12 protein-coding genes are annotated in these 14,594 nt (G+C 65.6%); 7 read left to right on the top strand and 5 right to left on the bottom strand.

The genetic code is table 11. From position 1 onward, the window contains the following. Positions 1 to 147 precede the first annotated feature (147 nt). Genes ACTJK4_RS19830 through ACTJK4_RS19810 form a run of 5 tightly spaced genes read left to right on the top strand, consistent with a single transcriptional unit; the run spans position 148 to position 6,475 of the window. Positions 148 to 1,695: a UxaA family hydrolase gene (locus ACTJK4_RS19830; RefSeq protein ID WP_440077732.1), complete on the top strand. Its 1,548-nt coding sequence runs from the start codon at positions 148 to 150 to the stop codon at positions 1,693 to 1,695. A gap of 50 nt (positions 1,696 to 1,745) precedes the next feature. Next, entirely contained in the window at positions 1,746 to 3,086 is a 1,341-nt protein-coding gene (locus ACTJK4_RS19825; protein ID WP_440818751.1) for an MFS transporter, read from the top strand. Next, positions 3,055 to 3,858, top strand: coding sequence for a 4-hydroxy-2-oxoheptanedioate aldolase (gene hpaI / locus ACTJK4_RS19820; protein ID WP_316879791.1), 804 nt, complete (start codon positions 3,055 to 3,057; stop codon positions 3,856 to 3,858). The genes ACTJK4_RS19825 and hpaI overlap by 32 nt, the downstream gene beginning before the upstream one ends. A gap of 29 nt (positions 3,859 to 3,887) precedes the next feature. Continuing rightward, entirely contained in the window at positions 3,888 to 4,973 is a 1,086-nt protein-coding gene (locus ACTJK4_RS19815) for a tartrate dehydrogenase (protein WP_260803519.1), read from the top strand. A gap of 20 nt (positions 4,974 to 4,993) precedes the next feature. Continuing rightward, a complete protein-coding gene (locus ACTJK4_RS19810) occupies positions 4,994 to 6,475 on the top strand; it encodes an NAD-dependent succinate-semialdehyde dehydrogenase (RefSeq protein ID WP_440818750.1) in 1,482 nt (493 codons plus the stop codon). Here the strand turns inward: ACTJK4_RS19810 and ACTJK4_RS19805 are convergent. Genes ACTJK4_RS19805 through ACTJK4_RS19790 form a run of 4 tightly spaced genes read right to left on the bottom strand, consistent with a single transcriptional unit; the run spans position 6,472 to position 10,947 of the window. Further along, complete coding sequence (locus ACTJK4_RS19805) at positions 6,472 to 7,725, bottom strand: NAD(P)/FAD-dependent oxidoreductase (RefSeq protein WP_440818749.1); 1,254 nt, start codon at positions 7,723 to 7,725, stop codon at positions 6,472 to 6,474. The two genes, ACTJK4_RS19810 and ACTJK4_RS19805, sit on opposite strands and share 4 nt — an antisense overlap. Positions 7,726 to 7,738: 13 nt before the next feature. After that, positions 7,739 to 8,095 carry a RidA family protein gene (locus tag ACTJK4_RS19800; RefSeq protein WP_147218740.1) on the bottom strand — a complete coding sequence of 119 codons (357 nt, stop codon included), beginning with the start codon at positions 8,093 to 8,095 and terminating at the stop codon, positions 7,739 to 7,741. Positions 8,096 to 8,119: 24 nt separating this feature from the next. Beyond that, on the bottom strand, positions 8,120 to 9,643 hold the full coding sequence (locus tag ACTJK4_RS19795) for an amidase (RefSeq protein WP_440818748.1): 1,524 nt from the start codon (positions 9,641 to 9,643) through the stop codon (positions 8,120 to 8,122). Positions 9,644 to 9,654: 11 nt separating this feature from the next. Next, positions 9,655 to 10,947, bottom strand: coding sequence for an MFS transporter (locus ACTJK4_RS19790; RefSeq protein ID WP_316879798.1), 1,293 nt, complete (start codon positions 10,945 to 10,947; stop codon positions 9,655 to 9,657). A gap of 94 nt (positions 10,948 to 11,041) precedes the next feature. Between ACTJK4_RS19790 and ACTJK4_RS19785 the strand changes: the two genes are divergently transcribed. Then, the gene (locus ACTJK4_RS19785) at positions 11,042 to 11,695 is read left to right on the top strand and encodes a helix-turn-helix domain-containing protein (RefSeq protein WP_440818747.1); all 654 of its coding nucleotides are present in this window, start codon (positions 11,042 to 11,044) and stop codon (positions 11,693 to 11,695) included. Positions 11,696 to 11,726: 31 nt separating this feature from the next. Here ACTJK4_RS19785 and ACTJK4_RS19780 read toward each other — a convergent pair whose 3' ends face one another. Further along, positions 11,727 to 13,319, bottom strand: coding sequence for an N-acyl-D-amino-acid deacylase family protein (locus ACTJK4_RS19780; RefSeq protein ID WP_440818746.1), 1,593 nt, complete (start codon positions 13,317 to 13,319; stop codon positions 11,727 to 11,729). Positions 13,320 to 13,678: 359 nt separating this feature from the next. Between ACTJK4_RS19780 and ACTJK4_RS19775 the strand changes: the two genes are divergently transcribed. Next, positions 13,679 to 14,593, top strand: a complete 915-nt coding sequence (locus ACTJK4_RS19775; RefSeq protein WP_440818745.1) for a hypothetical protein — start codon at positions 13,679 to 13,681, stop codon at positions 14,591 to 14,593. The last annotated feature ends 1 nt before the right edge of the window (position 14,594 follow it).

Genomic DNA, 14,594 nt, shown 5'->3' with positions numbered 1-14,594 from the left:
GATTAGGGAAACACAGGAAAAAAGGGGCTAGCAATTATCGCAAAACGCGTCTACGATTGCGCCAATGTTACCGGTTACATAAACCGGTAACATGAAAACTGACGATAAACGACGGCTGCACCAGAAGACAGCCCGGAGGAGCAAAGGATGTTGCAGGCAACCCCAACGTACGCTGGGCCGCTGATTCAGTTGAACGCGGCAGACAACGTGCTGATTGCGCGCGAAGGGCTGTCGCTTGGGGCGAACCTGTCGATCAACGGCACGACGGTGCGCCTGCGCGCGCAGGTGCCGGCCGGTCACAAGATCGCCGCGCGGCGGATCGCGCAGGGCGAAGCCATCCGCAAGTACGACACGATCATTGGCCGGGCCGCACGCGACATCGAAGCCGGCGAGCACGTTCATACGCACAACGTCGAGCTGATCGATTACGCACGCGACCCCGGCTTTGGCCTGGATGTGCGCCCGGTCGATTACATCCCGGAGGCGCAGCGCGCAACGTTCAATGGCATCGTCCGGCACGATGGCCGTGTGGCCACGCGCAACTTCATCGGCATCCTGGCGTCGGTCAATTGCTCATCCACCGTCATCAAGAACATTGCGGCGTGGTTCACGCCCGAGCGCCTGGCGCCGTTTCCCAATGTGGATGGCGTGGTGGCGTTTGCACAGACGAGCGGTTGCGGGATGTCGTCGCCATCGGAGCATTTCGATGTGCTGCGCCGCACGCTGGCGGGCTATGCGCGGCATCCGAACCTGGCGGGTGTGCTGATCGTCGGCTTGGGCTGCGAGCGCAACCAGGTGGCGGATTTGATGACGAGCCAAGACCTGGAAGCCGGCAAGCTGATGCACACGCTGGTGATGCAGGACACGGGCGGCACGCGCGCCACCATCGAGGCGGGCATCAGCGCCATCCAGAAGATGCTGCCGGTGGCCAACGACATCGTTCGCCGCCCGGTATCGGCCAGTCATATCAAGATCGGCCTGGAGTGCGGCGGTTCCGATGGTTTCTCGGGCATTACCGCCAACCCGGCGCTCGGCGCGGCGATGGATCTGCTGGTGCGCCATGGCGGTACGGCCATCCTGTCGGAAACGCCGGAGATTCACGGCGTAGAAACCATGCTCACGCGCCGTGCGGTATCGCCGGAAGTCGGCCAGAAGCTGCTCGATCGGCTCGCCTGGTGGGAGAACTACACCCGCGGCCACAACGGCCAGTTCAACGGCGTGGTGGGCCCCGGCAACCAGCAGGGCGGTCTGGCCAACATCTTCGAAAAGTCGCTCGGCTCGGCCATGAAGGGCGGCACTACGCCGCTGCAGGCCGTGTACGAATACGCCGAGCCCATCGACCGCGCGGGCTTTGTCTTCATGGATTCGCCCGGCTACGACCCGGTCGCCGTGACGGGCCAGATTGCCAGCGGCGCCAACCTCATCTGCTTCACCACGGGGCGTGGCTCGATGTTCGGCTCCAAGCCCGCACCGACGATCAAGCTCGCCAGCAACACGCCCATGTTCCGCAGGCTTGAAGAAGACATGGACATCAACTGCGGCCGCATTCTCGACGGCGAACGTTCGGTGGAAGAGATGGGCCAGGACATCTTCGAGCACATCCTGCGCACCGCCGCGGGCGAGCGCACCAAGAGCGAACTGCTTGGCCTGGGCGACCATGAATTCGTGCCCTGGCACATGGGCATCGTGAGTTAACGCCTCGACTCGAAGGCACGCATCACCTATTACAAAACAGGAGACAAACCATGCAGGACATATCACAGGGCGGCCCGCGCTCGAAAGTGCGCTGGGTCGTCGCCGGCCTCATGTGGGCGGCGATTGCCATCAACTACATCGACCGTACCGTGCTGTCGGCCGCCGCGCCGCACATCCAGAAGGAGTTCCACCTGAGCGCGGTGGAGATGGGCGTCGTCATGTCCGCGTTCTTCTGGTCGTATGCGCTGTTGCAGTTGCCGGCGGGCATTCTGGCCGACCGCTTCGGGCAGAAGAAGGTGCTGGGCTTTGCGGTGCTGTGGTGGTCCGTTGCGACGGCGTTGACGGGCCTGGCAAACGGCTTCAAGTCGCTCGTGGGCCTGCGTGTGGCGTTGGGCATCGGCGAGGCGGGTGCGTACCCGAGCAGCGCAGGCATCACTGGGCGCTGGTTCCCCAAGCAGGAACGTGCCACGGTGGCCGCTATTTTCGATAGCGGCTCCAAGCTGGGCAGCGCTGTCGCCTTGCCGCTCATCGCGTGGCTGCTGGTGATGTTCGATTGGAAGATCACCTTTGCGGTGACGGGCGCCCTAGGCATTGTGTGGGCGGTGGTGTGGTGGGCGGTGTTCAAGGAAACGCCCGAAGCGCACAAGGGCGTGAACGCCGCCGAGTTGGCCCACATCCAGCGCGGCCTGCCGCCAGCTCGTAGCAAGGATGAACCCAAGGTGCCCTGGACGAAGCTGCTGACGCACCGGAACATCTGGGCGATGTGCATCGGCTTCTTCATGATCAACTACAACTCATACTTCTTCATCACGTGGCTGCCGACGTACCTCGTCAAGGAGCGCGGCATGGGCCTGATGCAGATGGGCCTCATGGCGTCGCTGCCGCTGTTCGTGTCGATGTTCGTGGAGGTGTTTGCGGGCTGGGCGTCGGACCGGGTGTATGCCTCGGGCAAGCTGTCACTCACGGCCACACGCAAGCTGTTCCTCATCATCGGCCTGGTGATGGCGTCGAGCATCGGGCTGGCTGCGTTCGCGCAATCGGCGGTGGCGGCGGTCATCCTGCTGTGCATCGCCAAGTCGGGCACGACGGTGGCGGCGTCGCAAGTGTGGGCGCTGCCGGCCGATGTGGCACCGGGCAACAACGTGTCGATGGTGGCGGGCCTGCAGAACAGCGTGTCGAACATGGGCGGCGTGGTCGGCCCGATCGTCACCGGCGCCATCGTGGGCGCCACGGGTTCGTTCATTCCGGCGCTGGTATTTTCCGCCGCGCTGATCGGCCTCGCGATCCTGAATTACCTCTTCCTGCTCGGCAAGGTGGAACCCATCAGCTTCGAGCCCATTTCTGAAACACTCCATTCGCATGACCAACGCAATGCAAACGCCCGCGCTTAACCGCCCGAACAGTTTCAAGGCCGCGCTGGCCGCCAAGCAACGCCAGATCGGCTTCTGGCTGGCGATGAGCGATCCGTACCTGGCGGAGGTGAGTGCCACTGCCGGCTTCGACTGGCTGCTGATCGACAGCGAGCACGCCCCGAATGATGTACGCACGATCCTCGCGCAACTGCAGGCGGTGGCGCCGTACCGCGCCGAGCCCATCGTGCGCCCGTACAACGGCGATCCATCGCTCATCAAGCGCTTGCTCGACATCGGCGCGCGCACGCTGCTCGTGCCGATGGTCGATACGGCGGAAGAGGCGCGCGAGCTGGTGCGCGCGGTGCGCTATCCCCCGCACGGCATGCGTGGCGTGGGCAGTGCCGTGGGCCGTGCATCGCGCTGGAGCGCCCGCACCGATTACCTGCAGAGTGCCGATGACGAAGCCTGCCTGCTCGTCCAGGCGGAGACCGTCACCGCGCTGCAAAACCTCGAAGCCATCTGCGATGTGGATGGCGTGGACGGCGTGTTCATCGGCCCGGCGGATCTGGCAGCGTCGATGGGCCACCGTGGCAATGCAGGCCACCCGGATGTGCAGGCGGCCATCGACAACGCCGTGCGCACGATTGTTGCGTCGGGCAAGGCCGCCGGCACGTTGACGTCCGATGCGGCGCTTGCACGTCACTATCTGGAGCTGGGCTGCACTTTCGTCGCCACCGGTGTTGATATCCTGATGTTCGCCAACGGCGCCCGTAAGCTCGCCCGCGAGTTCATCGCGCCGCAAGGTGCCTGATTCTTTTTCCTCTTCCTACCAGATCTGACATGACCCGCAAGACTTACCGGATCGCCGTGATCCCAGGCGACGGCATCGGCCGCGAAGTGATGCCCGAAGGCCTGCGCGTGCTCGAAGCCGCCGCGCGCCGTTTCGGCATCAGCATCGAAACCCAGCACATCGACTGGGCCAGTTGTGATTACTACCAGCAGCACGGCACGATGATGCCGGACGACTGGAAGCAGCAACTGCAAGGCATGGACGCCATCCTGTTCGGCGCGGTCGGCTGGCCGGCTACGGTGCCCGATCACGTCTCGCTGTGGGGCTCGCTGCTCAAGTTCCGCCGCGAGTTCGATCAATACATCAACCTGCGCCCGGTGCGTTTGTTTGAAGGCGTGCCGTGCCCGCTCGCCAATCGCAAGCCGGGCGACATCGACTACTACGTCGTGCGCGAAAACACCGAGGGCGAATACACATCGCTCGGCGGCATCATGTACGAAGGCACCGACCGCGAGATCGTCATCCAGGAATCGGTCTATTCGCGCAAGGGTGCTGAGCGGCTGCTCAAGTTCGCCTTCGACCTCGCGCAGAGCCGCGAGCGCAAGCACGTGACGCTCGCCACCAAGAGCAACGGCATCGCCATCAGCATGCCGTGGTGGGACAAGCGCGCGGATGAAGTCGCGCAAAACTATCCGGACGTCACGCTCGACAAGCAGCACATCGACATCCTCACCGCGCGCTTCGTGCTGCAGCCGGGCCGCTTCGATGTGGTGGCCGCCACCAACCTGTTTGGCGACATCCTGTCCGATCTTGGCCCCGCAACGACGGGCACGATCGGCCTGGCACCTTCCGCCAACCTGAACCCCGATCGCACGTTCCCCTCGCTGTTCGAGCCGGTGCACGGCTCGGCGCCGGACATTTACGGCAAGAACATCGCCAACCCGATCGCGATGATCTGGTCGGCGGCGCTGATGCTGGACTTCCTGACCGAAAGCCAGGGCGAAGGCCGTGCCGCGCACGACGCCATCGTCGCGGCCATCGAAGCTGTGCTCAAGGACGGCCCGCGCACGCCTGACCTGGGCGGCACCGCCAATACCACGCAGTTGGGCGAGGCGATTGCCGCGCACCTCGGTTGAGCGGATTGAAGGAATCGACGATGGCTTTCAGCTTTGACCAACTCCGCCAGACGGGGCTCGTCCGCACCGACAACCTGATCGACGGCCAGTGGGTTGCCGGCACCGACGGCGCACGCTTTGCCGTGACGGACCCTGCCACCGGCAGCCTCATCGCCAACGTGCCCGACAGCAGCGCCGCTGATGCGCGTGCCGCCACCGATGCGGCAGCACGCGCCTTTCCCGCATGGCGCGACACGCTGCCGGCAGAGCGTGCTGCCATCTTGCGCCGCTGGCACGCGGCCATCGTTGCCAATGCCGATGCGCTGGGGAGGCTGATTTCGCTGGAGCAGGGCAAGCCGTTTGCCGAAGGGCGCGGCGAGGTCATGTACGGCGCGTCGTACGTTGCGTGGTTTGCTGACGAGGCTACGCGCATCTACGGCGACCTCATCCCGCAGCAGCAGCGCGGCAAACGCATGAGCGCCGTCAAGGAGCCCGTGGGTATCGTGGCGGCCATCACGCCGTGGAATTTCCCGCTGGCGATGATTGCGCGCAAGATCGCGCCGGCGCTGGCGGCGGGCTGCACCGTGGTCGCCAAGCCGGCGGAAGACACGCCGCTCACGGCGCTGGCACTGGCGCAGCTCGCGCAGGAAGCGGGGCTGCCCCCGGGCGTGCTGAACATGATTTCCGCCTCGCGTGAGCGCGGCATCAAGGCCGTGGCCGATTGGCTGCAAGACAGCCGCGTGCGCAAAATCACCTTCACGGGCTCGACGCCGGTGGGCAAGTATCTGGCGCGCGAGTCGGCGGGCACGCTGAAGAAGCTGTCGCTGGAGCTGGGCGGCAACGCGCCGTTCATCGTGTTTGACGACGCAGACCTCGATGCGGCCATCACGGGTTTGCTGGCGGCCAAGTTCCGCAACGGCGGCCAGACCTGCGTGTGCCCGAATCGCGTCTACGTGCAGGCCGGCGTGTACGAGCGCTTCGGCGCCATGCTGGCCGAGCGGGTTTCCGCGCTGAAAGTCGCGCCGGCCACCGATCCGGATGTGCAGATCGGCCCGATGATCAACGCCCGCGCCGTCGACAAGATCGAACGCCACGTGCACGACGCCGTTGCCAACGGTGCGCGCGTGCTGGCCGGTGGCAAGCGCCTGCCAGAAGTTGGCGAACACTTCTATGCGCCCACCGTGCTGGCCGATGCCAAAAGCGGCATGGCCCTGTGCGGCGAAGAAACGTTCGGCCCCGTTGCGCCGCTGTTCCGCTTCGTCGATGAAGCCGAAGCCGTGCAGGCCGCCAACGACACGCCGTTCGGGCTGGCCTCGTACTTCTACACGCAAGACATCCGCCGCATCGAGCGTGTATCACGCGCGCTGGAAGCGGGCATCGTCGGCATCAACGAAGGCGCGCTCGCCAGCGAGGCGGCGCCCTTTGGCGGCGTGAAGGAGTCGGGCTACGGCCGCGAGGGCTCCAAGTACGGGCTCGACGACTATCTGTCGATCAAGTACCTGTGCCAGGGCGGGTTGAACTAGCGCGCTGAATCCCAGAAGCGTTGCGCACGGAACGGGCGAACATCCACGGTGGATGTCTCGCCCGTCATCATTTCCGCAATTAATCGCCCGGTAATGGGCCCCAACGTCAGGCCGTGGTGTGCATGGCCGAACGCGAACCACAGGCTTGGATGGTGCGGCGCCGGCCCAATGATCGGCAACATGTCGGGCGTGCAGGGGCGGGCGCCCATCCACGGTTCTGTATCCACCCGCTCGGCCAGGGGAAACAGCTTACGGGCGACGGGCTCCACCGCGTTGAGCTGCACGGGCGTCTTTGGCGCATCGCGGTGCGCGAGTTCTGCGCCGGTGGTCAGGCGGATGCCGCGTGCCATCGGTGCCAGCACATAACCGCCGTCCGCATCGAGCACAGGATGGTTCAACTGCGCACCTGGCGCGGGCGCATAGTGCATGTGGTATCCGCGCTTGACGGCCAGCGGCAGGCTGTAGCCCAGGCGCGAGGTAATGACGTCCGCCCACGGGCCCATGGCGATGACGACATTGTCCGCGCGCAGCTCGCCTTCCTTGGTTTGCAGCAGCCACGGTGCGTTGGGCGTGAGCGTGTTGGCATCCGCTTCAAACAGGCGGCCGCCGAGTTGCTCGAAGTACTTTGCGTAGGCCGTGACCAGCGCGTTGGGGTCGCTCACGGAATCCGCTTCCGTATAGCGCAGGCCGCCTAGCAGCGATGTGTCCAGATGAGGCTCCGCCACGTGGAGGCGCGCCGGGTCGAGCGCTTCGAACGCGACACCGTATTCGCGCTGCCAACGCTCGACGTTGCGGGTTTCCTTGTCCTGCGTGGCGGTATTGCGGAACACCTTGATCCAGCCGCTGGGGCGGATCAGATGCGTGGCGCCGGCGGCTTCGGCCAGCGCGCGGTGCTCGCTCACGCTGTGCGCAATGAGCGGCGCATACGCACGCGCAATCGCCGCGTGGCGCGCGGGGTGCGAGTTGCGCCAGTATTGCCACAGAAACGGCAGCAGCCGGGGCAGATCGCCCGGGTGGTAGTGCACGTCCGCCGACGTGTTGCTCGCATAACGCAACAACGTCGACAGGTCGCGCGGGAACGCATACGGATACACACCCTCGCGCTGGATCAGCCCGGCATTGCCAAACGACGTCTCAAAGCCCGGCGCACGGCGGTCCACCAGGGCGACGGCGCGTCCGCGTTTTTGCAGATGCACCGCCACCGATACGCCGACAATGCCGGCGCCCAGCACAAGGGTGTCAAAGCGCATGGCGGCCGGCTCCTTAACCCTTGGCCAGCGCCGTGACGGCGATTTCCACATCGATGCCCGGGCGCATCAGGCCCGACTGCACGCAGGCGCGCGTGGGCGCGTGGCCGGCCGGCACCCAGGCTTCCCACGCGGCGTTCAGCTCGGCAAAGTGTTTGGCGTCGGTCAGCCAGATGTTGGCGGAAATCAATCGCGTCTTGTCGACACCTGCTTCGGCCAGCAGGGCATCGATGCGCTCGAGGATGTTGTTGGTCTGCTCGGTGACCGACTTGAAGTCGATGTCGGGCACTTGCCCGGCCAGATGCACGATGCCGTTGGCGATCACGATCTGGCTCATGCGGGCGTTGGTGTGGAGGCGTTGGATGTCGGTCATGTCGGGAAGAGGTCCGTTGTAGGTTCAGACGGCCGAGGTGCCCATGCCGCTTGTGGCGGCATCGAACACCGGCGGCGCGGTGACGATGGATTGCAGCGCCGGCGTCGGCTGCGCAAGCTTGGCTAGGTCCGGACGCGGCCGCCGCAGCGTAGCAGACGCGTCGAAAGCCTGCTCAAGCGCATGCGCCACGGCAAGCGTCTTGCGGTCGTCGTGGAAGGGCCCGACGATCTGCAGGCCGAACGGCATGCCGGCGTGGTCAACGCCGCACGGCAGTGACAGCGCGGGGTGCGTGGTCAGCGTGACCACGTAGGTCAGCGCCAGCCAGCGGTAATAGTTCTCCTGCGCGCGGCCATCGATGTGTGTCGCGTACAGCTCGCTCCACGGAAACGGCGACACCGGCGTTGTGGGCGACAGGATCACGTCGAACTGACTGAATGCCGCCTGAAAGCGTTTGAGGATGCGCGTCTGTTCAGCCTGCGCCCACGCACAATCGGCAAGCGTCATCGCGGCGCCCAGCTCGTAGTTGGCGCGCGAGTTGGGGCCAATCGATGCCGGGTCGCGCGCATAAGCATCGTGCAGGCCGGCGACGAAGCTCTCTGCGCGGATCACATCAAAGCAGCGGTGCACTGCGCCCAGGTCGAACTGCACGGGTTCACATGAGCGGAACATCGGCGCGATGGCGGCAATGCGTTCGCGGAAGACCGCGCGGATGCGGGCGTCGACATCGCAGCAGCCGAAGTCTTCCGTCCAGCCGACGCGCAGTGTGGACAGATCGATCGGCGCGGGCGTGAGAAAGCTCCGTGGATCGACGTCGAAGCTGAGCGGATCGCTTGCCGACAGGCCCGCCGATGCGGCCAGTTGCAGGCAGGCTTCGGCCACCGTGCGCCCCATCGGGCCGACCACCGAAATGGGCGTCCAGCCGAGTTTCTTGCGTGAATTCGGCACCAGCCCCGGCGATGGCCGAAAGCCCACCACGCCGCATTTGGATGCGGGAATGCGCAGCGAGCCGCCGGTGTCGGAGCCCGTGCAGACGGGCAGCATGTCGCACGCCAGCGCCGCCGCCGCGCCGCCCGACGAACCACCGGCATTGAGCATCGGGTTGAACGGGTTGCCTGTCGCGCCCCACACGGGGTTGCGCGTGTTGGCACCGGCACCGAACTCCGGCACGTTGGTCTTGGCCACCAGCACGGCGCCGGCAGCGCGCAGGCGTTCGACCAGCAAGACGTCTTGCGTCGGCACGTTGCTGCGCGCGGTGGGCGAGCCGTAGGTCGTCAGTAAGCCCGCTGTGTCTTCCAGATCCTTCACGCCCAGCGGCAGGCCATGCAGCAGGCCGAGCGGTTCGCCATTGAGCACGGCGCGCTCTGCGGCTTTTGCGGCTTCGCGCGCCTGCGGAAAGCACGTCGCCGTGACGGCATTGACGGCAGGATTGATGGCTTCGATGCGGGCGATGCAGGCGTCGAGCAACTCGACGGGCGAGATTTCCTTGGCACCGATCAGCCGGCGCAGTTCCACCGCAGACAGGCTGACAAGTTGTTCGTTGTGCGACATAAGCATTCCCTTTAAAGCGCTTCGCCCGTGCGGTCCCGCAGCCAGATCACCGGCACCAGTGACACCAGGCACGCCGCCGCCACATACCACGCCGGCGCCAGCGGGTTGCCAGTGCGCTCCACCAGCCAGCTCGCGATGAACGGTGAGAACCCGCCGAAGAACGATGCGCTCACCACATACGTGAGTGCAATGCCGGTGGCGCGTACGTGCTTGGGAAACAGCTCCGGAATCATCACCAGCACGGGCACGATCTGCGCGGCCACGAATATCGCCAGCAATGCAGATACCGCGTACAGCGCCAGCGGCGTTGGATGCACGCTCAGGAAGGCAAACGCTGGGTACACCGCCAGCAGCATGATGATGCGCGAGGTGACCAACAGGCGCTTGCGGGTGTAGCGATCGGCCAGGCGTCCGGCAATCGGTGCGGCGACAAACAGCACCAGCGAGCTGACCACGCCGGAAGCCACCGCCGCCGTTGGCGACATATGCAGCGTGCGCACCGCGTGGCTCGGCAGGAAAAACGCGGTGATGTACACCGAGACCGAGCCGCCCAGCTCAGCAAAGGTGCCGAGAATGGTCAGCTTCAGGTGCGTGGTCAGCGCGGCCTTGAGCGCGCCTTGCGGCTTGGCGTGGCTGGGTGCCGCATCGCGGCGGTCGAGCGTTTCTTCCAGCCGGCGGCGGATCAGCATGCCGGCCGGGGCCGCAAAAATGCCCAGCAGGAACGGCAGCCGCCAGCCCCAGGCGAGCACCGCTTCCTTGGGCAGCGTCACGTTGATGAGCGTGGCGACTGCCGCGCCCAGCGCGAGGCCCAACGCGGTTGCCGCAAAGTTCCAGCTCGCAAAGAACGCCCGCGTGCGGTCGCTTGCGTATTCGACCAGCAGCGTGGTGCCGGGCCCAAATTCACCGCCTGCTGCAAAGCCTTGCATCAGGCGCGCGGCCAGCACGATCATCGGCGCGAAGATGCCGGCCGTGGCGTAAGTGGGCGCCGTGGCGATGAGCGCGCACGACAGCGCCATCATCATGATGGTCAGCACCATCGCCTTCTTGCGGCCGACGCGGTCAGCATAGGCACCGATGATGACGCCGCCCAGCGGCCGCACCACAAAGCCCACGCCAAACACTCCGATCGACAGGAGGAACTGGTTCACCGGCGATGCCGATGGAAAGAACAGTTGCCCGATCTGGATGGCGAAGTAGCTATAGATCGTGAAGTCGTAGAACTCCAGCGCAGTGCCGATGGTGGTAGCGGCAATGACTTGCGTGCGTGACAGCGCGGGGCGGCTGTCGAGGGCGAGTGTCGACACGGGCTGCTCTCCTAGGTTGGAGGCTGGGGAGGGTTTGAGTTATCGTATACGAGAAAAATCAAATTCTCGTATACGAGAAAACCCGGAGACGTGCGTGGCATCCAGCGCAAAAGCGGCTATCCAGGCCCATCCATCCATTGACGAGGCACCGGCGCAGCTCAATCACCAGGAGGTGGGGGCGCGCATTCGCGAGGCACGCAAGGCGCGCAGGCTGACGCTGCAGGAGCTGTCGGAGCGCTCTGGTGTGGCGTTGTCGACCATCTCCAAGGCCGAGCGCGGCGACATTGCACTGACATATGAGAAGTTTGCCGGCCTGGCGCAGGCATTGGGGCTGGAGTTCGAGCAACTGCTGGGCCGCCGCCGCACGCCGGATGCCGGACCATTACGCCCGACGTTTACGCCGTCGGGCGGCCAGGTCATCTATGACACGCCGAATTACGAATACGGCATGCTGGCCGACGCGCTGACCGGCAAACGCATGCTGCCGATGCGTGCACACATCCGCGCGCGCTCGGTCGACGACTTTCCCGATTACATCCGCCACCCCGGCGAGGAATTCGTCTTCGTGCTGGGCGGCGAGATCGAACTGCGCTTCGAGAACGGCGACGCCTTTCGCCTGGCGCCCGGCGACAGCCTGTACTTCGACAGCGCAGTCGGCCACGTCTATCTGTCAGTCAGCAAGGAAGACGCCGAGATACTCGCGTGCTGCACCGGCACCGACGTGCGCGAACTCGGCGACGTGATCTGAGCTTCGTCACCGCGCGCGCCGCGTGACTGACTCACTTGCGCAGCGCCCGCCCCGCCAGAACATCCGGCACCGCCTTGCCGTCGGCCACGGCCACCGCGCCGTTGACGAGCACCCAGCGCACGCCCACAGGCGGCAGCCCCGGCTGTTCATAGCTCGCGCGGTCGGCATAAGTGGCCGGGTCGAAGACGACCAGATCGGCAAACTTGCCCGCCTGCACCGTGCCGCGGTCCTTGATGCCGAAGATCTCAGCGGTGCGGGCGCTCGCCTGGCGAACGGCGAACGGCAGCGTCATCACGTGCTTGCGCGTGACGTATTCACCGATGCGGCGTGCAAAGGTGCCGGCCTCGCGCGGGTGTCCGGCAATGCCGTCGGAGCCGCCCACCACGAAGTCCTGCTTCATGAAGGCTTCCAGGTCGGTGTCGCTCATGTTGAACGACACGATGTTCGTGCCTCCATGCAGGATCACGCTGATGGCCGCATCGACGGGGCTCACGCCCAGCTTCTTCCCCAGCGCTTCGAGCGATTGCCCGTTGTACTCGGGCTTGGTGGAAATCAGCACCTGCGCCGCCGGCCCATTGCGCTGTTGCATGGCCTTTTCCATGTCGGTGGCAATGCGCGCACGCGTGGCCGGGTCTTCCAGGCGCTTGAGCAGCGCGTCGTTGCCGCCGTCGCGTGCCCAGCCCGGCACCAGCGCCGGAATGATGTGCGTGCTCGACGCCGTGTACGGATACTGGCTTGCCGATACGTTGATGCCGCTGGCTTGCGCCTCACGTATCAAGCCGATGACCTCCGCGCTCTTGCCCCACGAATCCACGCCCAGCGCCTTGATGTGCGAGATATGGATCGGGATGCCCGACTGCCGGCCGATGTCCAGCGCCTCTTTCACAGCGTTGATGAGGCCAGTCCGGAAGTTGCCCTCATCGCGCAGGTGCGTGTCGTAGATGCCGCCACGCGCGGCCACCGTCTTGGCCAGCGCCACCACCTCGTCCGTTTTGGCGAACACGCCGGGCGTGTACACGAGGCCCGTCGACATGCCAAATGCGCCGTCGCGCATGCCGTCTTCCATCAGGCTCTGCATGGCTTTGAGTTCGTCAGCGGTGGGGGCGCGGTCCACGTCGCCCATCACGCGGTGGCGCACGGCGTTGTGGCCCACCAGCATGGCCACGTTGGTGCCGATGCGATTGGCTTCCAGTGCCTTGAGCGTCGGCCCGATGCGATCGAGGTCCGGCCCGTCGGCTTCGAGCACGATGCCATCATTACCGATCACCACCGTCGTCACGCCCTGCAGCAGATAGGGCAAGTTCTGGTGACGGTCTTTGGAGACGAGGTTGTGATAGGCGTGCGTATGCGGATCAATAAAGCCCGGCGCCACCACCAGCCCGCGCGCATCGAGCACCGTCTTCGCCTGCACGCCCGCGGCGGAGGGCTGCACCAGCACGATGCGGTCGTGGCGGATGCCTACGTCAGCCACGAACGGCGCGCCACCGCTACCATCGACCACGGTGCCGTTGCGGATCAGGATGTCGACCGGTTCAGGCCCCGGCGCGGCACTGGCGGCGCCGGCGAGCGCAAGGCTCAGGGTGAGGGCGAACAGCAAGCACTGCGGCAGACGGTGTGGGCGCATATCGGCTTCCTTGTGGTTTGCAGCGAGTGTAAGGAGCCTTGTTGCCCACATCGCATGCAAATGGTTCGGCCCGGTATGCGGAACGGACATGCAGGGGTTCGCGGTGCCGGATCGCTTGCGCGCAGACGCCAATACAACACTCAGCGTTTTCAATATCTGAGTTAAGAACAACTAATCACCCGCAAAGCCTTGCCAGCATTGGATGTGGCCAGACATTGGCGACAATGTGCGGCTGTCCCCACTTTGGAGGGGGGCAACTGACTTGCCCCGGTGACACAATCGCGAAAATTCAGAAGTCATGCTGCGCCACATGCGACGCATGGCAGACCCGGTCGGGGAGCTTCATGCAAGAGAGTTGGATGGCAATTTCGGCGGCGCGCGCACGGGCGCATCGCCTGTACGGCGTGCGCGGCTGGCTCGTGACGCTGCTGTGGCTGAACACGCTGCCAGCGCTGGCGATCGTGCTGGCGATGGGCATGATGCTCACGCTCGGCGAGGCCAACGGTGGGCCAGCCCGGGCGGCGCCGGCACTGGCTGGGCTCGTCTTCCCGCTGGGGCTCGTTACCCTGGCCTTCCTGCGCCTGCGCTGGTTTCCGATGGTGTGGCTCGGATACGGCCTGCTCCAGTTGCTGGCTACGCTGGCCATGAGCGGCGGCATTCATGCGTGGACGACACAAGCCTCCGGCGGCACGGCAGGGCGCATGCCGATCATGCTGCTGCTGGCAGCGGAGGCGCTGCTGCTCATCGGCACGGCAGCGTACATCTGGTTTTCGCGCCGCGTGCGCGTGACCTATCGGCATGAGGTGCGGCTGACCGATCCTGCCGCCGCCCCGGCCGTGTTCGACAAGCCCGCCCCCAATGAAACGCCCTCTGACGCCACCGACCACGCACGCGAACGCGCGGCGCTACGGCGCGTTGCACAAGAACTGAGTTCGGGTGTGCTCGACACCCGAACCTGGATGCACGTGATGCGGCATCACGCCGATGCCACCGACGGCACCCGCACGGCGGCCTACGTGCGTGCGCGCATGTCTGAGCTATGTCCGCCGGCGCATGTCCATCCGCCGGTCGTGCGCACGTTGTCGACCGGGCTGGGCGCGCTGCTTGTGAGCGTGCTGGCCGCGGGCGTGCTGATGGCTGCGGTGATTGCGCTGGCGCTGCGCGTGCCTGGCGACGGCACCGATCTGCTTGAACTGCTCGTTGCCGTGGCGCTCACGCTGAGCTGGCTGGGCGGCCTCTTTGTTGGCGCAGGTTTCCTGCGCCGCGTTGCCTGAT

It is taken from the genome of Ralstonia sp. 22111 (genome assembly GCF_052045895.1).
GTDB classification, from domain to species: Bacteria; Pseudomonadota; Gammaproteobacteria; order Burkholderiales; family Burkholderiaceae; genus Ralstonia; species Ralstonia wenshanensis.
The sequence above is the reverse complement of the archived record's forward strand: the minus strand, read 5'-3'. Positions and strand labels throughout refer to the sequence as shown.